Source organism: Geodermatophilus obscurus, from assembly GCF_900143215.1.
Classification (GTDB): domain Bacteria; phylum Actinomycetota; class Actinomycetes; order Mycobacteriales; family Geodermatophilaceae; genus Geodermatophilus; species Geodermatophilus obscurus_A.
The window spans coordinates 63,004-82,936 of the sequence record NZ_FRDM01000007.1; the positions used below are offsets into that span (position 1 = coordinate 63,004).

Annotated in this window: 20 protein-coding genes; 12 read left to right on the forward strand and 8 right to left on the reverse strand. The window is 76.4% G+C overall.

Features of this window, described 5'->3' with window-relative positions; genetic code table 11:
* Complete coding sequence (locus BUB17_RS09170; protein WP_072916815.1) at positions 1-1,200, forward strand: MFS transporter; 1,200 nt, start codon at positions 1-3, stop codon at positions 1,198-1,200.
* Between the two features lie 25 nt (positions 1,201-1,225).
* Positions 1,226-1,522, forward strand: coding sequence for a hypothetical protein (locus BUB17_RS09175; protein WP_072916818.1), 297 nt, complete (start codon positions 1,226-1,228; stop codon positions 1,520-1,522).
* Between the two features lie 3 nt (positions 1,523-1,525).
* On the opposite strand, the gene BUB17_RS26055 is transcribed toward BUB17_RS09175, so the two are convergent.
* The gene (locus BUB17_RS26055) at positions 1,526-1,699 is read right to left on the reverse strand and encodes a DUF4236 domain-containing protein (RefSeq protein ID WP_141242967.1); all 174 of its coding nucleotides are present in this window, start codon (positions 1,697-1,699) and stop codon (positions 1,526-1,528) included.
* 151 nt (positions 1,700-1,850) lie between these two features.
* Here BUB17_RS26055 and BUB17_RS09180 point away from each other — a divergent pair, with 151 nt between their 5' ends.
* From BUB17_RS09180 to BUB17_RS09200, 5 genes are all read left to right on the forward strand, one after another.
* The gene (locus BUB17_RS09180) at positions 1,851-2,171 is read left to right on the forward strand and encodes a GNAT family N-acetyltransferase (RefSeq protein WP_072916822.1); all 321 of its coding nucleotides are present in this window, start codon (positions 1,851-1,853) and stop codon (positions 2,169-2,171) included.
* Positions 2,172-2,225: 54 nt separating this feature from the next.
* Positions 2,226-3,641: a cryptochrome/photolyase family protein gene (locus BUB17_RS09185; RefSeq protein WP_072916826.1), complete on the forward strand. Its 1,416-nt coding sequence runs from the start codon at positions 2,226-2,228 to the stop codon at positions 3,639-3,641.
* A gap of 29 nt (positions 3,642-3,670) precedes the next feature.
* Positions 3,671-4,480 carry an Fpg/Nei family DNA glycosylase gene (locus tag BUB17_RS09190; protein WP_072916830.1) on the forward strand — a complete coding sequence of 270 codons (810 nt, stop codon included), beginning with the start codon at positions 3,671-3,673 and terminating at the stop codon, positions 4,478-4,480.
* Between the two features lie 55 nt (positions 4,481-4,535).
* Positions 4,536-5,339 (forward strand): glycoside hydrolase family 25 domain-containing protein, encoded by an 804-nt coding sequence (locus BUB17_RS09195; RefSeq protein WP_208983352.1) that lies wholly within the window; start codon positions 4,536-4,538, stop codon positions 5,337-5,339.
* Between the two features lie 203 nt (positions 5,340-5,542).
* Positions 5,543-6,964 (forward strand): FAD-dependent oxidoreductase, encoded by a 1,422-nt coding sequence (locus BUB17_RS09200; protein ID WP_072916837.1) that lies wholly within the window; start codon positions 5,543-5,545, stop codon positions 6,962-6,964.
* Between the two features lie 35 nt (positions 6,965-6,999).
* Here BUB17_RS09200 and BUB17_RS09205 read toward each other — a convergent pair whose 3' ends face one another.
* Complete coding sequence (locus BUB17_RS09205; RefSeq protein WP_072916840.1) at positions 7,000-8,109, reverse strand: inositol monophosphatase family protein; 1,110 nt, start codon at positions 8,107-8,109, stop codon at positions 7,000-7,002.
* Entirely contained in the window at positions 8,102-10,921 is a 2,820-nt protein-coding gene (ppc, locus tag BUB17_RS09210) for a phosphoenolpyruvate carboxylase (RefSeq protein ID WP_208983353.1), read from the reverse strand. Before ppc ends, BUB17_RS09205 begins: the two co-directional genes overlap by 8 nt.
* Positions 10,922-11,129: 208 nt before the next feature.
* On the opposite strand from ppc, the gene BUB17_RS09215 reads away from it, so the two are divergent.
* The 3 genes from BUB17_RS09215 (at position 11,130) to BUB17_RS26770 (ending at position 13,041) form a co-directional block, all read left to right on the forward strand.
* Complete coding sequence (locus BUB17_RS09215) at positions 11,130-12,065, forward strand: SMP-30/gluconolactonase/LRE family protein (RefSeq protein WP_072916844.1); 936 nt, start codon at positions 11,130-11,132, stop codon at positions 12,063-12,065.
* Positions 12,066-12,165: 100 nt separating this feature from the next.
* Positions 12,166-12,873: a class E sortase gene (locus BUB17_RS09220; protein ID WP_072916848.1), complete on the forward strand. Its 708-nt coding sequence runs from the start codon at positions 12,166-12,168 to the stop codon at positions 12,871-12,873.
* Between the two features lie 9 nt (positions 12,874-12,882).
* Positions 12,883-13,041, forward strand: coding sequence for a hypothetical protein (locus BUB17_RS26770; RefSeq protein ID WP_012947043.1), 159 nt, complete (start codon positions 12,883-12,885; stop codon positions 13,039-13,041).
* 92 nt (positions 13,042-13,133) lie between these two features.
* On the opposite strand, the gene BUB17_RS09225 is transcribed toward BUB17_RS26770, so the two are convergent.
* From BUB17_RS09225 to BUB17_RS09235, 3 genes are all read right to left on the reverse strand, one after another.
* On the reverse strand, positions 13,134-13,991 hold the full coding sequence (locus BUB17_RS09225; protein ID WP_072916852.1) for a tetratricopeptide repeat protein: 858 nt from the start codon (positions 13,989-13,991) through the stop codon (positions 13,134-13,136).
* 197 nt (positions 13,992-14,188) lie between these two features.
* Positions 14,189-15,376, reverse strand: coding sequence for an ABC transporter permease (locus BUB17_RS09230; RefSeq protein ID WP_072917228.1), 1,188 nt, complete (start codon positions 15,374-15,376; stop codon positions 14,189-14,191).
* On the reverse strand, positions 15,376-16,284 hold the full coding sequence (locus BUB17_RS09235) for an ABC transporter ATP-binding protein (RefSeq protein WP_072916856.1): 909 nt from the start codon (positions 16,282-16,284) through the stop codon (positions 15,376-15,378). Before BUB17_RS09235 ends, BUB17_RS09230 begins: the two co-directional genes overlap by 1 nt.
* Before the next feature lie 89 nt (positions 16,285-16,373).
* Here BUB17_RS09235 and BUB17_RS09240 point away from each other — a divergent pair, with 89 nt between their 5' ends.
* A complete protein-coding gene (locus tag BUB17_RS09240; RefSeq protein WP_072916860.1) occupies positions 16,374-17,048 on the forward strand; it encodes a UdgX family uracil-DNA binding protein in 675 nt (224 codons plus the stop codon).
* Between the two features lie 254 nt (positions 17,049-17,302).
* The gene (locus BUB17_RS09245) at positions 17,303-17,746 is read left to right on the forward strand and encodes an Ohr family peroxiredoxin (RefSeq protein ID WP_072916863.1); all 444 of its coding nucleotides are present in this window, start codon (positions 17,303-17,305) and stop codon (positions 17,744-17,746) included.
* 84 nt (positions 17,747-17,830) lie between these two features.
* Here the strand turns inward: BUB17_RS09245 and BUB17_RS09250 are convergent, their stop codons facing one another.
* Complete coding sequence (locus BUB17_RS09250) at positions 17,831-19,162, reverse strand: MFS transporter (protein WP_072916865.1); 1,332 nt, start codon at positions 19,160-19,162, stop codon at positions 17,831-17,833.
* Positions 19,159-19,833: a pyridoxamine 5'-phosphate oxidase gene (gene pdxH, locus BUB17_RS09255; RefSeq protein ID WP_072916868.1), complete on the reverse strand. Its 675-nt coding sequence runs from the start codon at positions 19,831-19,833 to the stop codon at positions 19,159-19,161. The genes BUB17_RS09250 and pdxH overlap by 4 nt, the downstream gene beginning before the upstream one ends.
* Positions 19,834-19,933 lie beyond the last annotated feature (100 nt).

The following is a 19,933-nucleotide window of genomic DNA, read 5'->3' on the forward strand; positions in this document are numbered from 1 at the left end:
GTGGAGACCACCACGCTCGACGCCGCGCGCCTGCGCCGGGCCCGCGTCGCCGTCGCCGCCTGCTTCTTCCTCAACGCCGTCTGCTACGCAGGCCTCGTGCCGCGGCTGCCGGAGCTGAAGGCGCAGCTCGGGTTGAGCAGCACCGCCCTGGGCGCGGCGCTGGCGGCCGTGCCCCTGGGCGCCCTGCTGGCCGGGCTGTCCTCGGCGGCCCTGATCCGCCGGTTCGGCTCCGGCCGGGTGGCCTCCTACGGCCTGGTGCTCCTCGGCGTCACGGTGTGGACGGCGGCGGTGGCGCCCACCTGGCTCGGCCTGGCCGCCGCGCTGCTGGTCCTCGGCGCGCTGGACGCGATCGTCGACGTCGCCCAGAACGCGCACGGGCTGCGGGTGCAGCGGCTCTACCAGCGTTCCATCCTCAACGCCTTCCACGGCATCTGGAGCATCGGCGCGGTCACGGGCGGGCTGCTCGGCTCGGCCGCGGCGGGGCTGGGCGTGCCCCTCGCGGTCCAGCTCGGCGGATCGGCCGCCGTCTTCGGCGCCCTCGCGCTGGTCGTCTCGACGGCCGTGCTGCCCGGCCGCGACGAGCCGGAACCGGCTGCCGACGAGCGCCCGCGGGAGCGCCCGCGCCGCCGGGCCGCCCTCCCGGCGCTCGCGGTGCTCGGCGTCCTGGCCGCCTGCGGCGCTCTCGTCGAGGACGCCGGCGCCTCGTGGAGCGCGCTCTACCTGCGCACCGAGCTCGGCGCCGGTGCGGCCACCGCGGGGCTGGGCTTCGTCGCCCTGTCCGTGGCGATGACCGTCGGGCGGCTGACCGGTGACCGCGTCGTCGACCGGTTCGGCCGGCGCCGGGTGGCGCGGGCCGGCGGCGCGCTCACCGCCGCCGGGATGGGCCTGGCCCTGGCGCTGCCGTCGGTGCCCACGACGGTGCTCGGGTTCGCCCTGGCCGGGCTCGGCGTCGCCACGTTGGTCCCGGCCGTCTACCAGGCGGCCGACGAGCTGCCCGGGCTGCCGCACGGGCTCGGGCTCACGGTGATCAACTGGCTGCTGCGGATCGGCTTCCTCGTCTCCCCGCCGCTGGTGGGCGCCCTGGCCGATGCGACGAGCCTGCGGGTCGCCCTGCTTCCCGTGGTGCTGGCCGGGATCGGCGCGCTGGTGCTCGGCCGGGCCCTGCCGGGACGGACGGCCGGGCGGCCGCCGCCTGAGTGACGAGGACGGGGGTACCGCAACCGCCATGGCACTCCGCAGTGCGGCGGTCGCGGCCGCCGGCCAGTGGGTGGACCCCGACGACGGCATCCGCTACCCCGCAGGCGAGGTCCACGCCTGGGAACGGGGGCGCAACGAGACGGTCTGCGGCCTGTCGCTGAGCAGGTCGCGGCTGGCCCGCTTCCCGCACGTCGGCTGGGCCGACGTCCAGCCGGAGTCCGGCCGCCACGCCGAGGAGGTGCAGGACGTCTGCCGCCGCTGCCGGGCAGCACTCGGCGGACGGCGGGACGACCGCGGCTGGACCCGGACGAACCCACGGCCCTGAGGGTCAGCGCCGCCGGGAGAAGACGTACCGGAACGGCCCGGGCAGGCGCACCGACCAGCGGCGACCGCGCGGGCTGTAGCCCACCGGGCCGACGTGCAGGCTGGGCGAGATCCCGCGGCGGGTGAGGTGCAGGCGGAGGGGTCCGAGACGCCTGGTCAGGCGGAAGTGCAGGGGCATGCACCGGCCCCTACCCAGCCGCCCGCGTGTCGCTCACAGGGGCGACATGCCCCCTGCGGCGGCACCCTCCGGCGCTGCGAGGCGTTACCGTCTCTGAACGCATGCCGAGTCCCGGCAACGGCGCCGGAGACCAGCGGAGGGGGAAGCCAGCATGGAGACGAGCGTGGTCGACGTCCCGGATCGGGGACGGTTCGAGGTCCGTCTCGGCGACCGCGTCGTCGGTCTGGCCAGCTACCACGTCGAGGACGGCACCATGGCGCTGCCGCACACCGAGGTCGACCCCTCCGTCGGCGGCCGCGGGATCGGCTCGCTGCTGGTCGCCGGCGTGCTCGCCGCAGCCCGGGAGCGCGGGCTGACCGTGCTGCCCTACTGCTCGTTCGTGCGCCACTACATCCAGCAGCACCCCGAGGAGGTCGACCTCGTCGCCGAGGACGACCGGCCGCACTTCGGCCTGTACACCGCCGACCGCTGACCCGCTCGGTCGCGTGGACTGCGCGGCCGCCGAGAGCTGCCTACGCTCGCGCGCGTGCCCACCGCGCTGCTCTGGTTCCGCCGCGACCTGAGGCTGGCCGACCACCCGGCCCTGCTCGACGCCTACGAGACGGCCGGGCCGGACGGCGCCGTCGTCCCGGTGTTCGTCTTCGACCCCCGGCTGTGGGGTCCCTCCGGAGCGCCGCGGCGGCAGTTCCTGCTGGACTGCCTCGCCGACCTCGGCGGGCAGGTGGACGGTGCCCTGGTGCTGCGCAACGGCGACCCGGCGCGCGTGCTGCCGGACCTGGTCCGCGAGGTGGGCGCGGGCAGCGTGCACGTCTCCGCCGACACCGGCGTCTACGGCCGGCAGCGCGACGCGGCGGTCGAACGTGCCCTCGGCGACGTGCCGTTCGTGCGCACCGGTTCCCCGTACGCGGTGACCCCGGGCCGGGTCACCAAGTCCGACGGGACGCCGTTCCGCGTCTTCTCCCCCTTCGCCCGCGCCTGGCGCGAGCACGGCTGGCGCGCCCCGGCACCGCGGCCGGACCCGGTGCCCTGGAGCACCGGCGCCCGCACCGAGGACCCGCCCGAGGTCCCCGGCCCGGACGGCGTCCGGCTGCCCCCGGCCGGTGAGGCCGCCGCCTCCGACGCCTGGCAGCGTTTCCGCGCCGAGCGGCTGGAGGGCTACACGACCACCCGCAACACCCCGGGCACCGACGGCACCAGCCGGCTGTCGGCCTACCTGAAGTACGGCTGCGTGCACCCGCGCACGCTGCTGGCCGACCTCGAGGGCCTCGACTCCGACTCCGCCGAGAGCTTCCGCAACGAGCTGGCCTGGCGGGACTTCTACGCCGACGTCCTGTGGCACCGCCCGGAGTCCGCCCGCCAGGCCCTCGACGAGCGGATGCACGCGATGGCCTACGACACCGGTCCGGACGCCGAGGAGCGCTTCGCCGCCTGGGCCCGGGGCCGCACCGGCTACCCGATCGTCGACGCCGGGATGCGCCAGCTGCTCGGCGAGGCCTACGTGCACAACCGCGTGCGGATGATCGTCGCGTCGTTCCTGGTCAAGGACCTGCACGTCGACTGGCGCCGCGGCGCCCGGCACTTTCTGCAGCACCTCGTCGACGGGGACCTGGCCAGCAACAACCACGGCTGGCAGTGGGTCGCCGGCACCGGCACCGACGCCTCGCCCTACTACCGGGTCTTCAACCCCACCCGGCAGGGCCGGGAGTTCGACCCGGACGGCGACTACGTGCGCCGCTGGGTGCCCGAGCTGCGCGACGTGCCGGCGCGCCACGTGCACGAGCCGTGGCTCGCCCCGAGCGGGGTCCCCGACGGGTACCCGCTGCCGATCGTCGACCACGCGGAGGAACGCCGGGTGGCGCTGGAGCGCTACGAGCAGGTCCGCGACCGCTGGGTGTCGCCGGGGTCACCGCGCCGTCGTGGCGGAGTCGCTGGTCAGCGGTGAAGCTGGAGGCATGACCTGCCGAGCCGCCCGTGCCTGAGGGCCACACGCTCCACCGGCTGGCCCGGGACCAGTCGCTGGCCTTCGCCGGACGACCCGTGCACGTCACCAGTCCCCAGGGCCGCTTCGCCGCCGGTGCGGCGCTGCTCGACGGCCGGGTGCTCGACGAGGTGACCTCCTACGGCAAGCACCTGTTCGCCTGCTTCGGCGCCGACACGCTGCACGTGCACCTGGGGCTGTACGGCAGCTACACCGCCGGCACCGGCACCCCGCCGCTCCCGCGCGGCGCGCTGCGGATGCGCTGGGAGGGCGAGGGTCCTGACGGCCTGGGCGTCTGGACCGACCTGCGCGGCGCCACCGCCTGCGAGGTGCTCCCCGCGCCGGAGGTGGACCGCATCCTCGACCGGCTCGGGCCCGACCCGCTGCGGCCGCGCAGCGACGGCACGGTCGCCCACCGGCGGATCGCCGGCAGCCGCACCGCGATCGGCGCGCTGCTCATGGACCAGTCGGTGCTGGCCGGCGTCGGCAACGTCTACCGCGCCGAGATCCTCTTCCGGCACGGCGTCTCGCCGTTCCGTCCGGGCCGGCAGGTCGACGCCGATACCTGGGCGGCGGTGTGGGCCGACCTGGTGGTGCTCATGCGCGCCGGCGTCCGGATGGGCCGGATCGTCACCACCCGCCCGGAGCACCGCACCCGCCGCGGCGGCGCCGTCCGGCGGGAGGACGCGCACTACGTCTACCGGCGCACCGGGCTGCCCTGCCGGGTCTGCGGGACGCCGGTGCAGACCCAGGCGATGGTCGGCCGCAACCTCCACTGGTGCCCGGTCTGCCAGGCGGTCTGACCCGGTGACCGCGGGCACCCGCGCACCTATCGTGGGGCGGTGGCCGGCGGGGGGCGTGCTCTTGGGGGTGGCCGCGCTCGCCGCGGCGTCCCTGGTCCTCGGCGTGCCCGCCGCGGCCGCCGAGGACGGCGTCGCGGTCGGCTACGACGTCTCCCACCCGCAGTGCGGCGACGACCTGCCCGACGAGCCGGCGTTCGCCGTGGTCGGCGTCAACGGCGGGCTGGCCACCCGGCCCAACCCGTGCCTGGCCGAACAGCTGGCCTGGGCGGCGGAGCAGGCCACCGGCGAGGTGGCGGCGCAGCCGCGGCTGCAGCTGTACGTCAACACGGCCAATCCCGGGCAGGTGCGCGACCTGGTGACCACCTGGCCGTCGCGCGGGCACAGCCCCTACGGCCGCTGCGAGGGCGACAACAGCCGCGCCTGCTCGTGGCGGTACGGCTGGGAGCGAGCCGCCGTCACGGTGCGGAAGTTCTTCGTCCCGGCCGCCGAGGACGCCCGCGTCGACCCCGACCCGGGTGCCTACACCTGGTGGCTCGACGTCGAGACGACGAACACCTGGCAGACCGGGTCGGCGCCCGCCCGTGCCCGCAACCGCGCGGCGCTGGAGGGGATGGCCGCCCGTCTCGCCGGCAGCGGCGCCGAGGTCGGCCTCTACTCCACCGGCTACCAGTGGCGCCGGATCGCCGGCAGGGTGCCCGAGGGCAGTCCGCTCCACCACCTGGACAGCTGGCTGGCCGGTTCCACCAGCCTCGCCGGCGCCCGTGCCACCTGCCGCCGCGACCCGCTGACCGACGGCGGCCGCGTGGTGCTCACCCAGTACGTCGCCGGCGGGCTGGACCACGACCACAGCTGCCTCTGAACCAGGGAGCCGTCGCGCGCCCCGTGCAGCGCGCGTAGCGCTCGCACCCCTCCTCCGCGTGCACAGGCGGACGGCGGCCAGCACGGCCTCCCGCACCGCCTGGGCGTGCTCGGGCTGCGGGGTGGTGGCGACGACGACGAGCACGGGCTGCCTCCTGCTCCCGGTTCTCGGAGCCTGGTGCTCGCCCACCCGGGCGGGACAGGATGCGTGTCGTGTCGGCCGACGAAGACCCCGGTCCCCCGTCCCCTCGTCCGCGGCTGCGGGTGGCCGTCGTCGGCGCCGGCCCGGCCGGCATCTACACCGCCGAGGCGCTGACCCGGCAGCAGGAGGTGCCGGTCGCCGTCGACCTCATCGACCGGCTGCCCACCCCGTTCGGCCTGGTGCGCCACGGCATCGCCCCGGACCACCCCAAGATGCGCGCCATCCGCGACACGCTGCACCGGGCCCTGGACCACCCGGCGGTGCGCTTCGTCGGCAACGTCGAGATCGGCCGGGACCTCTCCTGCCGCGAGCTGCACGCCGCGGTGGACGCCGTCGTCTACACCTACGGTGCCGCGCTGGACCGGCAGCTGGGCATCCCCGGCGAGGAGCTGCCCGGCAGCCTCGCCGCCACCGCGCTGGTCGCCTGGTACACCGGCCACCCGGACGCCGACCGGGCGACGGTCGAGGCCGCCCTGGCGCGTGCCCGCTCGGTCGTCGTCGTGGGGGTCGGCAACGTCGCGCTCGACGTGGCCCGCGTGCTGGCCCGCACACCGGCCGAGCTCGAGTCCACGGACATGCCGCAGCACGTCCTCGACGCCCTCGCCGCCGCGCCGGTCGAGCAGGTCACCGTGCTCGGCCGCCGCGGCCCGGCGCAGGCCACCTTCACCACCCAGGAACTCCGCGAGCTCGGGGAGCTGGCCGAGGCCGACGTGCTGGTGGACCCGGCCGACCTGGAGCTGGACGCCGCCGCCGAGGAGCGGGTGGCGGCCGACCGGGTGGTGGCCCGGAACCTCGCGGTGCTGCGCGAGTGGGCCGGGCACACGGCACGGCCGGGCCGGGCGACGGTGACCCTGCGCTTCTTCACCCGCCCGGTGCGGCTGCTCGGGGAGGACCGGGTGGCCGGCGTCGAGGTCGAGCGCACCGTGGTCGACGCCGACGGCCGCGCCTCGGGCACCGGCGAGACGACCGTGCTGCCCGCCGACCTGGTGGTCCGCTCGGTCGGCTACCGCGGCGGCGAACTGCCCGAGCTGCCGCTCGACCCGCGTGCCGGCACCGTCCCCCACGACCTCGGCCGGGTGCTGCGCGGCGGGGCCCCCTCCCCCGGCGAGTACGTGGCGGGGTGGATCAAGCGCGGGCCGACCGGGGTCGTGGGCACCAACAAGCACGACGCCCGCGAGACGGTGGCCACGCTGCTGGCCGACGTGGCGGCCGGCGTGGTCCGCCCCGGCGGCGTCAGCGGGGACGACGACCTGGTGACGACCCTGCGCGCCAACGGCGCCGATCCGGTGCTGCTCGAGGACTGGCGGGCCATCGACGCCGCCGAGGTCGCGCTCGGCGCCACCCGCGGCCGGGCCCGGACGACGCTGCACGAGTGGGAGTCGCTGCTCGCGGCGGTGCGCGAGGCGGCCGCCCGGGCGCGCTGACAGCTCAGGCCGGGAGCCGGGTGATGAGCCACCGCTCAGCCCAGCTCGCGCAGCAGCGCCCGCGCCCGCTCCTCGGTCCCGGTGGCGACGAACCGGATGAGCGTCTCGGTGTCCGGCCGCAGCCGCAGCGGCGCGCCGTCCGGCCCCAGCGCCACTCCCCCGGCCGCAGCGAGCAGCGCCAGCCCGCCGGCGACGTCGTGCACGTGGGTGCCGCTGCGGTCGAGGTTCTGCCACGCCCCGGCCGCGCCGTCGGCGACCAGGCAGACGTCGACCGCGGTGCAGCCGGTCACCCGGACCCGGCGGGCGCTGGCCGGCACGACCACGGCCGACCCCGACGGGGCGGTGGGCGCGACGACCGTCCCGGCGTCCCGCGGCTGGACCGGCACACCGTCGCGCCGCGCCCCCGCACCGACCGCTCCCGACCAGCGGCGGCCCGACGAGAGGTCGGCGACCAGGCCCGCGACCGGGCGGCCGTCCTGCACCAGGGCCGCGGAGAAGGCCCACGGCGCCAGCCCGGCGCGGAAGTTGCCCGTGCCGTCGAGCGGGTCGAGCACCACCCACGGCTGGTCATCGGGGACCGGGCGGTCGGAGCGCTCCTCGCTGAGCACGGTCACGCCGAGCGGGCGCAGCGCGTGCGCCGCCGCCAGGTGCGCGGCCTCGTCGGCGCCCAGTGACGGGCTGCCGTCGGCCTTGGTGGTGTCCTGACCGGCGTCGCGGGCCAGCGCGACGGCGACCTCGACCCGGGTGGCGGCCAGCGCGGCGGAGTGGAGGAAGCGGTCGGCCTGCGGGGTGCCGTCCGGCGGCGGCGGAACGGGCCGGACGTCGTCCCCCCGGCCGTCGCGGACCCGCTCGCAGCCCCACGACGACGCGGCGGCGAGGACGGCGGGCTGGTCGATCCAGGCGCCGCGCCGGCGGACGAGCACCGCCTCGGCGTGCCCGTCGGCACCCCACTCGCGGCGCAGCAGCGCGACGGCGCCCAGGTCGTCGACGAGCAGCCGCAGAGCGGGGTCGGGGAGCGCCGTCGCGAGGGCGCCGGGCGCGACCCCGAGGACCCGGGCCGCGGCCTGGACCTGGCCGGGGCCCGTCGCCACCCGGAGGTCGAGCGGGCCCGGGCCGGCGCCCTCCTCCAGCTGCGGCTCAGCCACTGTTGCGCAGGGCCGTGGCGATGCCGTTGATGGTCAGCTGGATGTTGCGGCGCACCAGCTCGTCGTCGTCCCCGCCCTGCCCGTCGTGCCCGCGGCGCCGGCGCAGCATCTCCACCTGCAGGTGGTGCAGCGGCTCCAGGTAGGGGAAGCGGTTGCGGATCGACCGCGCCAGCGCCGGGTTGTCGGCCAGCAGCCGGTCGTCGCCGGTGACCGCCAGCAGCATCCGGCAGCTGCGCTCGTGCTCGGCGGTCAGCTGGTCGAACACCCGGTGCCGCAGCTGCTCGTCGGGCACCAGCTCGGCGTAGCGGGCGGCCAGGTCGAGGTCGGTCTTGGCCAGCACCATGCCCATGTTCGACAGCATCGTGCGCAACCACGGCCAGCGCCTGTGCAGCTCCTGCAGGCGGGCGAGCCGGGCCGGATCGCCCTCGACCCAGGTCTCCAGGGCCGACCCGGTGCCGTACCAGCCGGGCAGCATGATCCGCGCCTGCGACCAGCTGAACACCCAGGGGATGGCGCGCAGGTCGGCGATCGAGTCCCCCGCCTTGCGCGACGGCGGCCGGCTGCCGATGTTCAGCTCGGCCAGCTCGCCGATCGGGGTGGCCGCGCGGAACCACTCGACGAAGCCCGGCGTCTCGTGCACCAGCGCCCGGTATGCCTGCTGGGCGCGGGCGGCCAGGTCGTCGAGCAGCGCGTAGGCCGGCTCGGCGTCGTCCCCCAGGCCCTCGGTGTCGAGCAGGGTGGCCTCCAGCGTGGCCGCGACCATGGCCTCCAGGTTGCGCCGGGCGCGGTCGGGCTCGGCGTACTTGGCGGCGATGACCTCGCCCTGCTCGGTGATCCGCAGCGCGCCGGCCACCGCGCCGGGCGGCTGGGCCCGGATCGCGTCGTAGCTCGGCCCGCCGCCGCGGCCGACGGTGCCGCCGCGGCCGTGGAACAGCCGCAGCCGCACGCCCTCGTGCCGGGCGACCTCGACCAGCGCCAGCTCGGCCCGGTACAGCGCCCAGTTGGCGGCGAGGTAGCCGCCGTCCTTGTTGCTGTCGGAGTAGCCGAGCATGACCTCCTGCGCGTTCCCCCGGTTGGTCACCAGCGCCCGGTAGAGCGGCTGGCCGAGGACGGCGGTCATGGTCTCCGCGGCGCGCTGCAGGTCGCCGATGGTCTCGAACAGCGGGGAGATGCCGACCGGGCAGGTGGGGCCGCCGTCCCCGTCGGGGTCGAGGAGGCCGACCTCCTTGAGCAGGACGGCGACCTCGAGGACGTCGCTGACCGACTCGCACATGCTGATCACGTAGTTCGGGATCGCCTCCGGCCCCAGCGCGCGGACCTGGTCGGCCGCGGCGAGCAGCACGTCGAGCTCGCCGCGGGCGAGCTCGGAGAGGGCGGCGTCCGGGCGGACCAGCGGGCGGCGCATCCGCAGCTCGCCGGCCAGCAGCTCGACCCGCTGCTCCTCGTCCAGGGCGGCGTAGTCGGGGCAGACCCCGGCCCAAGCGAGCAGCTCGGCGAGGACGTCGGCGTGGACGGCGGAGTTCTGCCGCACGTCCAGCCCGGCCAGGTGGAAGCCGAAGACCTCCACGGCCTCCCGCAGGCGGGCCAGCCGGTCGTCGGCCAGCGCAGCGGCGCCGTGCGTGCGCAGCGAGGCGTCGATCGTGGCGAGGTCGGCCAGCAGCTCGCCGGGGGTCGTGTAGGGCTCGAGCGCGGCGTGCGCGGCCTGGCCGGGCACCGACCCGAGCACCCGCTGCGCGGTCGCCGCCAGCCGGGCGTGCACGCCGTACAGCGCGCGGCGGTAGGGCTCGTCGGCGCGGAACGGCGAGTCGTCGCCGGAGGCGTCGGCCAGCTGCGCCAGCTCCGGCGTCGGCGTGATCAGCCGGTCGGACATCGACAGCTCGTCGTGCAGCGCCAGCAGCTCGGACAGGTGGTGGCCCAGCGCCGTCTCGGCGTGCCGGGTGCCGGCCCGGCGGACGGCATCGGCGGTGACGAACGGGTTGCCGTCGCGGTCGCCGCCGATCCACGAGCCCGGCCGCAGCACCGGCCGGTCCGGCCCGGCCGACGGCCAGCGCTCGTGCAGTGCGCGGCGCAGCTCGGCGTTGATCGCCGGCACCACCTCGAACAGCGACAGCTCGTAGTAGCGCAGCGCCTCGTCGATCTCGTCGGCCAGCCGCAGCCGGGACAGCCGCAGCAGGGCCGTCTGCCAGAGGGTGAGCACCGCGCGCTGCAGCTGCCCCGACCACGCCGGGTCGTCGGCCTCCCCGGGGACGGAGCGGTCCCGCCGGCGGATCAGCTCGGTGACCTGGCGCTGCACGCGGGAGATCGTGCGGCGGCGGACCTCGGTCGGGTGCGCGGTGACGACCGGGGAGACCAGTGCGCCGGCCAGCTCGCGGGCGACGACGTCGGCGTCCAGGTGCGCGGCGTCGAGCAGCTCGAAGGTGGCTGCCAGGCTGCCCTTCTGCGGCGGGGAGCCCTCGATGCGGTGGAAGCGGCGGCGGCGCTCGTGGTGCAGGTCCTCGGCGAGGTTGGCCAGCAGCGAGAAGTGGCTGAACGCGCGGATGACGTGGTTGGCCGAGCGGACGTCGAGGCCGTCGAGCCGGGCGGCGACGTCGCCGCGGTCGACCTCCGAGCGGCGCAGCCGGAAAGCCTCCACGCGGATGGCCTCGACGAGCGCGAGGACGTCGTCCCCCGACTGCTCGCGGATCACCTCGCCGAGGACCCGGCCGAGCAGCCGGATGTCCTCGCGCAGCGGGGCGTCGGCGGCGTCGGCTCCGTCCTCCTCGGCTCCTCCGTGGTGGCGCAGGTCGGCGACGTCGACGGTGGCTTCGGACACCCGGCGAGTATCGACCGTCCGTGGCACGGGCGGGTGTCGTGGCGAGGCCCCGCGGGTGCCCATGCCCCTCGCTCCCGATGATCACGGGGGTTGGTGCAGGGGGACACGCCACCAGCGGCGTGCCCGGCGGCGAGGAGACCATGATCGACGCGGGAGGGGGGCGGCCTCTCGGCGCGCACCGGGCCCGCCGCGACGGGACGATGCAGGGGTGCACCGACTCGCCGCCACGCCCGTCCCCGGCCTGTCCCCCGCCCAGCACGGCGAGGGCCCGACCTGGGACGCCGACCGCGGCGAGCTGCTGTGGGTGGACATCTCCGCGGGGCAGGTGCGGCGGGCCGCGATCGGCGCCGACGGCAGCCTCACCGAGACGGGGGTGCACCGCGGCGGGGACACCGTCGGCGCCGTCGTCCCGGCGGCGGACGGCGGGTGGCTGCTCGCCGCGGACGGCGGCTTCACCCACCTCGCGGCCGACGGCACCGCCCGGGTGCTGATCACGCTGGCCGGCGAGGGCGGCAGCGAGGCCGACGGCGGCACCCGGATGAACGACGCGGCCTGCGACCCGGCCGGCCGGTTCCTCGCCGGCACCATGGCCTTCGACGAGCGCCCCGGCGCCGGCGCGCTGTACCGGCTGGACCTCGACGGCACCGTCACGACCGTGCTGGACGACCTGACCGTGTCCAACGGCATCGGCTGGTCGCCGGACGGGGGCACCGTCTACCTCGCCGACTCCGGCCCCGGCGTGGTGCACGCCTTCGACTACGACCTCGGGTCCGGTGCCTTCGGCGACGGCCGCGTGCTGCTCCGGTTCGAGGGGGACGACGGCGTCGCCGACGGGCTCACCGTCGACGACGAGGGCTGCCTCTGGATCGCGCTGTGGGGTGGCGGGCAGGTGCGCCGCTGGTCGCCGGACGGCGAGCTGCTCGCCGTCGTCGAGGTGCCCGGGGTGGCCCAGACCTCGAGCTGCGCCTTCGCCGGGCCCGGGCGCGACCTGCTCGTGGTGAGCACCTCGGCGCAGGGTCTGGATGACGCCGCGCGGGCCGCCCAGCCCGACGCCGGCCGGCTGTTCAGCGCCCGGCCGGGGGGAACCGGCCCGCCGGCGGCCCCCTACCGCGGCCCGTTGCAGGGCCTGCGCCAGCAGGGCTGAGGTCGCCGACCGCTGGGGCGGGTGGGACCGGAGAGCACGGAGGGGCGCGGTCGCGCGGCGCTGCCGGCCGCGGGCGCCGGCCGACCTAGCATCGGCTGCCGTGTCCACGGCTCCGGCAGACGTCCTGCGCACCGTCGGCCGCGGCGCCGGGCAGCTGCTGCTCACGGTCGGCTACGTGCTGCTGCTGTTCGTCGTCTACGAGCTGTGGGTGACCGACCTGCTGAGCAACGCGCGCCAGGGCGAGCTGACCGCCGAGCTGCGCGAGGAGTGGGCGGCGCCGTCGGGAGCCGTCCCGGCCGAGCTGCGGGGCGGCGAGGCGTTCGCGATGCTGCACATCCCGCGGCTGGGGGCCGACTACGCCCGGGCCGTCGTCGAGGGCACCGGTACCGAGGAGCTCGAGCAGGGGCCGGGCCACTACCCCGGCACCGCCATGCCCGGCGAGCAGGGCAACTTCGCGGTGGCCGGGCACCGGGTGGGCCGCGGGTCGCCGTTCCTGGAGATCGACGAGCTGCGGGCCGGCGACCCGATCGTCGTCGAGACCGCCGACAGCTGGTTCGTCTACCGGGTGCTCGGGCCGGCGGACGGCGTGCCCGGCCAGCAGGTGGTCTCGCCCTCCGACGTGTCGGTCATCGCGCCGACGCCGAACGGCCCGCCCGACGCCTCGCCGTCGGGCGCCTACCTGACCCTGACCACCTGCCACCCCGAGTACTCCGCACGCGAGCGGCTGATCGTGCACGCCGTGCTCGAGGGCGGGCCGGTGAGCCGCGCCGAGGCACCCGAGGGCCCGCCGGCCCTGCGGGGAGTGTGAGGAGCGACCGTGTACTCCTGGATCTGGCGGCACCTGCCCGGCGGGACGGCGGTGCGGGCACTGCTCGCCCTCGTGCTCGTGGCGGCGGTCAGCGCGCTGCTGCTGTTCGTCGTCTTCCCGTACGTGGAGCCGTACGTCCCGTTCGCCGACGTCACCGTCGACGAGTAGCCCCGCCGCGAGCCCGGTGACGGACCGGAACGGCCGCCCTCCAGGGGCCCGCGCCTGAGCTCGCGAGGCGTGGGGAGGAGGGTGGTCCTCCTTCAGCCGCCGAGGTCGCGCAGCGCCCGCTGGGCGAGGTCGTCGCCGCCGGCCGCACCGAGCCGGAAGTGCTCGACGGCGCCGTCGAGGTCGCCGCGGTCGGCCAGCAGCACGGCGAGGTTGTGGTGGCAGTAGCCGTCGCCGGCGGCGATGCCGGCGCGGTAGGCCTCTTCGGCCGCCTCCACGTCGTCGAGGTCCTCGACGTAGAAGTTGCCCAGCGGCAGCCACGCCTGGACCTCGCCGAGCTTCGCGCCGCGCTCGAGGGTGAAGCGGGCCTCCGCCGTCCGGCCGGTCGTGCGCAGCAGCGACGCCAGCGCCACGCGGGTGCCGGCGAAGCGGTCGGCCCCGGCGCGCAGGTCGACCTCCAGGGAGGTGTCGTGCGAGGCGGCCCACCGCCAGCAGGCGACCACCGCGGCGGCGACGTCGTTCCCCGTCGCGGCCAGGTCGGCCGCCACCGCGAGGGCCTGCTCGTGCTCGCCCTGCTCGTGCAGCAGGAACGCCAGTTGCAGCCCGCCCTGGGTGTCCCCGGCCGCGCCGGCACCGCGGTAGGCGCGCATCGCGCCGGCCAGGTCGCCGAGCTGCTCGAGCACCAGGCCGAGGTTGACCCAGGCGTCGCGCTCGCCGCCGGCCAGCGCCCGCTCGTAGGCGTCGACGGCCTCCTCGACCCGGCCGCGGGCGGCCAGCGAGTTGCCGAGGTTGAACCAGCCGAGCGAGTCCCCCAGCTCGGCGGCCCGGCGGAAGCAGCGCTCGGCGTCCAGGTCACGCCCGGCCTCGGCCAGGTCGCAACCCAGCTCGATGACGGCGTCGGCGTCCCGGCAGGCGCGCAGCCTCCGGAGGCGCCCGTCGAGGTCCTCCCGCATGCGGCGATCATGCGGCGCACCCCGCACCCCGTCCTCCCCCGCTGGGGCGGTCTCACCCGTCGGAGGAGGTGCAGGTCACCCGGGGGGAGTCAGTCGTCCCCGCGGGCACGGAGGCGGCCCCGTCCAGAGGCTCGCCGCAGGCCTCGTCCCGGGTCCCACCCTGAGCCTGCGAAGGGTGGGGAGGACGGGGTCCTTCATCAGGCCCGCTCGGCGCGCAGCGCCTCGCGCAGCCTGGTCTTCCCGCTCGTGCGCAGCAGGGCGCCGGAGTAGACCCGCCCGCCGAGGCGGACGGCGAGCCCGATGGCGACCAGCATGAGGACGACGGCCAGCGCCACCTCCCAGCCCGCCGCCTCCCCGGCCGCCTGGCGCACCGGCATCACCAGCGGCGAGAGACCGGGCACGAGGGAGGTGACCCGCGCGAGCGTGCCGCCGGGCTCGCCGGCGGCCTGCAGCGCCACGAAGAAGCCGGCGACGAGCAGCAGCGACGCCGGCGTGAGCACGCTGCCGAGGTCCTCCTGCCGGCTGACCAGCGAGGCGGCCACCGCGAAGACGCACGCGTAGAAGGCGTAGCCCAGGACGAACCAGGCGACGACGACGGCCACGGTGCCGATCAGCTCCCCGGGGACGTCGACCAGGTCGAGGGCCAGCGCGCCGACGACCCCGACCACCCCGATGACGACGATCTGCCCGAGCCCCAGCAGGCCCAGGCCGAGGATCTTGCCGGCCAGCAGCTGCCAGGGCCGCATGGTGGCCAGCAGCAGTTCCACCACCCGGCTGGACTTCTCCTCCACCACGCCCTGGGCGACGAACTGCGCGAACAGGATGAGCAGGCCGTAGAGCAGGACGACGCCGATGATCGCCACGACCACCTGCTGGCCGTCGTCCTCCTGATCGCCGATCGGGACGACCGCCACCTCGGGCAGGGACCGCAGGTCGACGCCGGCCTCCAGCAGCCGATCGGAGACGGCCAGCCCGCTGACCGCGCCGCCGACGACCGCCTCCAGCGCGGGGTCCCGGTCCAGGACCACGAGCTCGGGAGCCGGGCCGGTGCCGTCGACCAGCGCCGCGTCGACCTCCTCGTCCTCGACCGCGGCCCGCGCGGCGGCCTCGTCGTCGGCCTCGACCACCTGCACGTCGACGCCGACGGACTCGCCCTGCGCCTCGAGCGCCGGCCCGAGCCGGCCGTCGTCGCCCACGACCGCGACCCGGCTGGGCTCGTCACCGCCGCTGACCACCACCTGGAAGGCCATCGTGCCGAGCAGCAGCACGAGGATGACGATCGAGCTGACGATGAAGTTCTTGTCCCGGATGCGGCTGGAGACCTCGCGTGCGGCGACCAGCCGGACCAGCGCGGCGCTGCCCGGGGTGCGGGGTCCGGACGCCATCACGCGGCGACCTCCGCCGGCTCGGCGACGGCCTCGCGGAACAGTTCCACCAGGCTCGGCTCGCGCCAGGCGAAGTGGCCGACCCGGCCGGTGCGCAGCGCCGCGGCGAGCACGGCCTGGTCGTCGGCGCCCGGGGCGAGCTCCAGCAGGGTGTCACCGGCCCGCTCGGACACCACCCGCACGCCGGGCAGCGCGGCCGCCCAGCCCGGTGGCGCGTCGGGGACGACCACCCGCAGCAGCCGGCCGGGCTCGCGGCGGCGCAGCTCGGCGACCGGCCCGGTGGCGACCATGGCCCCGCGGGCGAGGATGCCGACGGCGTCGCAGAGCCGCTCGACCAGGTCGAGCTGGTGGCTGGAGAAGACGACCGGGACGCCGCCGCGCACCTGCTCGAGCAGCGCCTCGGCGAGCGCGTCGAGGCCCACCGGGTCCAGCCCGGAGAACGGCTCGTCGAGGATGAGCACCTCCGGCCGGCTGACCAGGGCCGCGGCCAGCTGCACCCGCTGCTGGTTGCCCAGCGACAGCTTCTCCACCTGGTCGCGGCGGCGCTCCCCGAGACCGAGCCGGTCGGCCCAGTGCTCGGCGGCGCGGGCGGCTGCCGCGGCGTCCAGGCCGCGGAGCCGGGCGAAGTAGGTCAGCTGCTCGCCGACCCGCATCTTCGGGTAGAGACCGCGCTCCTCCGGCATGTAGCCGATCCGGCGGCGCAGCGCCTGGTCCAGCGGCCGGCCCTCCCAGCGCACCTCGCCGGCGTCGGCGCGGACCAGCCCCATGGCGATCCGCATCGTCGTCGTCTTGCCGGCCCCGTTGGAGCCGCAGAAGCCGAACATCGAGCCCGGGGCGACGGCGAAGGAGACGCCGTCCAGCACCCGGTTGGCTCCGTAGCTCTTGTGCAACCCGTCGAACTCCAGCACGCGCTCTCCCCGCCACCCTCCGTTGCCTCCGGCAACCGTATCGGCCGCTTGCTGTCGCGCCGGGACGCCCGGTGGGGTGTCATCGGCGGATGAGCCAGGAGAACGTGCCGGCGCAGCCCCCGACCGGGGTGGGACTCGACGGGCTGCGCACGGCGGCCGCCGGGTGCCGGGCCTGCGAGCTGTGGCAGGGCACGACCCAGACGGTCTTCGGCGAGGGGCCGGAGACCGCCCGCATCGTCTTCGTGGGCGAGCAACCGGGCGACCAGGAGGACCGCAGGGGCGAGCCGTTCGTCGGCCCGGCCGGACGGCTGCTGGACAAGGCGCTGGCCGAGGCCGGCATCGACCGCCGCGACGCCTACATCACCAACGCGGTCAAGCACTTCCGGTTCAAGCCGACCGGCAAGCGGCGGATCCACCAGACCCCCGGTCCTGAGCACCTGCGGGCCTGCCGGCCGTGGCTGGAGGCGGAGTTCGCCGTGCTGCAGCCGGAGGTCGTCGTCTGCCTGGGCGCCACCGCGGCCAAGGCGCTGATCTCGCCGTCCTTCCGGATCACCAAGGAGCGCGGCCAGCTGATCCCCTGGACCCCGCCGGGCGCCGACACGCTGTTCGCCGCGGCCGACGATGACGAGGACGCGCCGCACCAGACGTGGGTGCTCGCCACCACGCACCCCTCGGCGATCCTGCGCACCCCGGACGAGGCCCGCGACGCCGCCTACGACGCGCTCGTCGCCGACCTCCGGGTCGTGGCCCACGCCCTCGCCTGAGGGCGTGGGCCACCGGTGCCGGCCGGGGGCGCTCATCCGACCGGGGGAATCGTCCGCGCTGATCCCTCGAGCACGGCCCGGCCACCGCCCGCCAGCACGCCGCCGGCCGAGTGAGCGGGTGCGGTCGGCGACGCGCGACGACACGCCGGGCGCGACGACCGGAACCCCGCACTCGGCAGCTCGCGCCGACGGTGTCGATGGCCGGCCGGGCGGCCGAGCTGCGCGGATCCCGCCCACCAGGTAGGACGGGCGCCGTGGACCGCGTCCACACGGCCGAGGCAACGGCGTCCGGAGCCCGCACCGGGGAGGTGAGCTCCTCCGACGGCCGGCTGACGACGAGTCTGTCCCGCCCGGCGGAGATGGGCGGGGACGGCGGTCCGGGCACCAACCCCGAGCAGCTGTTCGCCGCCGGCTACGCCGCCTGCTTCCACAGCGCCATGCGCTTCGCGCTCCGGGACCTCGGGCTGACCCCGCAGGCGCTCGAGGGCTCCTCGGTCACGGCCGAGGTGCACTTCCTCCGCGCGGCCCCCGGCGACCTCGGTCTCGGCGTCGACCTCTGGGCGCGGCTGCCGCAGCTGGACGACGAGCAGGCCCGGCAGCTCGTGGAGAAGACGCACACCAGCGGCCCGTACTCGCGCGCCACGGCGGGCAACGTGGCGGTCGGGCTGCACGTCGTCCCGTCGTCCTCCGCCGCCTGACCAAGGACCCCCTGCCCGCCACTGCAGGCGGCCTGCGGGGCCCGGGACGGGGCCGGCGGGCCCGAGCCGCGCGGGAACCACCTGTCAGCCGCGGGCGGAGGGCTGCGCCGAGCGGGACGCGCGGAACGTCCAGAACGAGGGGACGGCCAGCGCGACGACGACCATCGCGACGATGACGACCACGCCGCCGGAGACCATCGCCGTGGTCACGCCCGCCGCGCTGGCGATCGCGCCGGCCCGCAGGTCGCCCAGACGCGGACCGCCGGCGACCACGACCAGGAAGACGCCCTGCATGCGCCCGCGCATCGCCTCCGGCGCGGCCAGCTGCAGCATCGACGAGCGCAGCACCGCGCTGACCATGTCGCCGGCGCCGGCCACCGCGAGGCAGAGCACGGCCAGCCACAGGGTCGGGGCGAACCCGAAGCCGATGATCGCCATCCCCCACACGGCGATGGCCACGACGACGACCGCACCCTGCCGGTCCACCCGTGACACCCACCCCGACGTGAGCCCCATGAACAGCGCACCGATCGAGACGCCGGCGAACAGCCACCCCAGGCTGTTCGGCGAGTCGGCGTAGCGGCCCTCCGACAGCTCCGGGAAGACCGCCTGCGGCCAGGCGAAGAGCATCGCGATCACGTCGACGACGAAGGTCATCAGCAGCACCGGCTGGGTGCGCAGGAAGGCGAAGCCCTCGCCCACCCCGCGGACCGCGGCACCCAGCCGCAGCGGTCCGGCGTCCCGTCCCGGGGGCAGCGGCGGCAACCCGCGGAGCAGCAGGACGGCGACGAGGAAGCCGAGCGCGTCGACGGCGTAGGTCACCGGCAGGTCCCCGACGGCGATGAGCAGGCCGGCCAGCAGCGGCCCGGCGATGACGCCGACCTGGCGCACGGTCATGGCCAGCGCGTTGGCCGCCGGCACGCCCGCAGGCCCGACGATCGCGGGGATCACCGCGCTGCGGGTGGGCTGGTTGACCGCCGTGAACCCGGAGACGCAGGCGGTGAGCACCCACAGCAGCGCCAGGTTGCCGCCGCCGGGCAGCAGCGCCTGCACGGCCAGCAGCGCGCTGGTCACGGCGGAGCCGACACCGGTGACCAGCATCAGCCGGCGGCGGTCCATCGAGTCGGCGATCGCACCGCCCAGCAGGCCGAAGACGACGAGCGGCACGAGAGCCACCACCGAGGTGACGCCGACCAGCAGCGAGGAGCCGGTGAGCGCGTAGACCTGGTACGGAACGGCCACCAGCGTCATCTGCTGGCCCAGCATGGTGGCTGCGACGCCCCAGAACAGCCGGCGGTAGTCCGGGTTGCGCAGCGGGGTGGTGTCGAGAGCCCACGCGCGACGTGGCTGCGGGGGCAGCGGCACCGGCTCCTCGACGGGGCCGCCGCCCTCGACCGGATCGACCGGCGACGTCACGGTGCCAGGCGCTGGACGACCCAGCCGCCCCCCTCCGCCATGCCGTGCCCCCCGGGGGCGGACCGGACGAAGCGGAGCCGGTCGTGCAGCCGGTCGGCCCCGCCCTGCCAGAACTCGACGGTGTCGGGTACCACCCGGTAGCCGCCCCAGACCTCCGGGCGCGGCAGTTTCTCCCCCTGCGTGTCGGCGTCCAGCAGGCGCAGCCGCTCGACGAGCTCCTCGCGCGAGTCGACCGGCGTCGACTGGAGGGAGGCGGCGGCGGCCAGCTGCGCGCCGCGGGGACGGGGGTCCCACAGGTCGTCGCTGGCCGTCGGGCCGACCCGCTCCACCCGGCCGGTCACCCGCACCTGCCGCTGCAGCGCGTGCCAGGGGAAGACCAGCGCGGCCCGCGGGTTGACCGCCAGCTGGGCGCCCTTGGCCGAGGCGTAGCTCGTGGCGAAGACGAAGCCGGCCTCGTCGTAGCCCTTGAGCAACACGATCCGCGCGTCGGGTGCGCCGTCGGCGTCGGCGGTGGCGACCACGACGGCGTTCGGCTCGGGCAGCTCCGCGGCGACGGCGTCGGCGAACCAGCGGTCGAACTGCTCGACCCAGGTGGGTGCGAGGTCGTCCTCCCGGAGGCCCCGGGTCTCGTAGTCCCTGCGCATGCGGGAGAGGTCGGGCACGACCGCCATCGTGGCAGCCGGGCACGAGCGCCGTCGTGGCAGCCGGGCCCCGCGAGATCTGCACAGTGGTGGTCAGCGGGTGCCCGATGACCACCACTGTGCAGATCTC

What these genes read in the sequence shown, in the direction of transcription:
- BUB17_RS09230 (WP_072917228.1), bottom strand. Translation starts at nt 15,376, where the DNA reads ATGGCGTCCGGACCCCGCACCCCGGGCAGCGCCGCGCTGGTCCGGCTG.
- BUB17_RS26055 (WP_141242967.1), bottom strand. Translation starts at nt 1,699, where the DNA reads ATGCCCCTGCACTTCCGCCTGACCAGGCGTCTCGGACCCCTCCGCCTG.
- pdxH (WP_072916868.1), bottom strand. Translation starts at nt 19,833, where the DNA reads ATGGCGGTCGTGCCCGACCTCTCCCGCATGCGCAGGGACTACGAGACC.
- BUB17_RS09240 (WP_072916860.1), top strand. Translation starts at nt 16,374, where the DNA reads ATGAGCCAGGAGAACGTGCCGGCGCAGCCCCCGACCGGGGTGGGACTC.
- BUB17_RS09200 (WP_072916837.1), top strand. Translation starts at nt 5,543, where the DNA reads ATGCGTGTCGTGTCGGCCGACGAAGACCCCGGTCCCCCGTCCCCTCGT.
- BUB17_RS09175 (WP_072916818.1), top strand. Translation starts at nt 1,226, where the DNA reads ATGGCACTCCGCAGTGCGGCGGTCGCGGCCGCCGGCCAGTGGGTGGAC.
- BUB17_RS09180 (WP_072916822.1), top strand. Translation starts at nt 1,851, where the DNA reads ATGGAGACGAGCGTGGTCGACGTCCCGGATCGGGGACGGTTCGAGGTC.
- BUB17_RS09225 (WP_072916852.1), bottom strand. Translation starts at nt 13,991, where the DNA reads ATGCGGGAGGACCTCGACGGGCGCCTCCGGAGGCTGCGCGCCTGCCGG.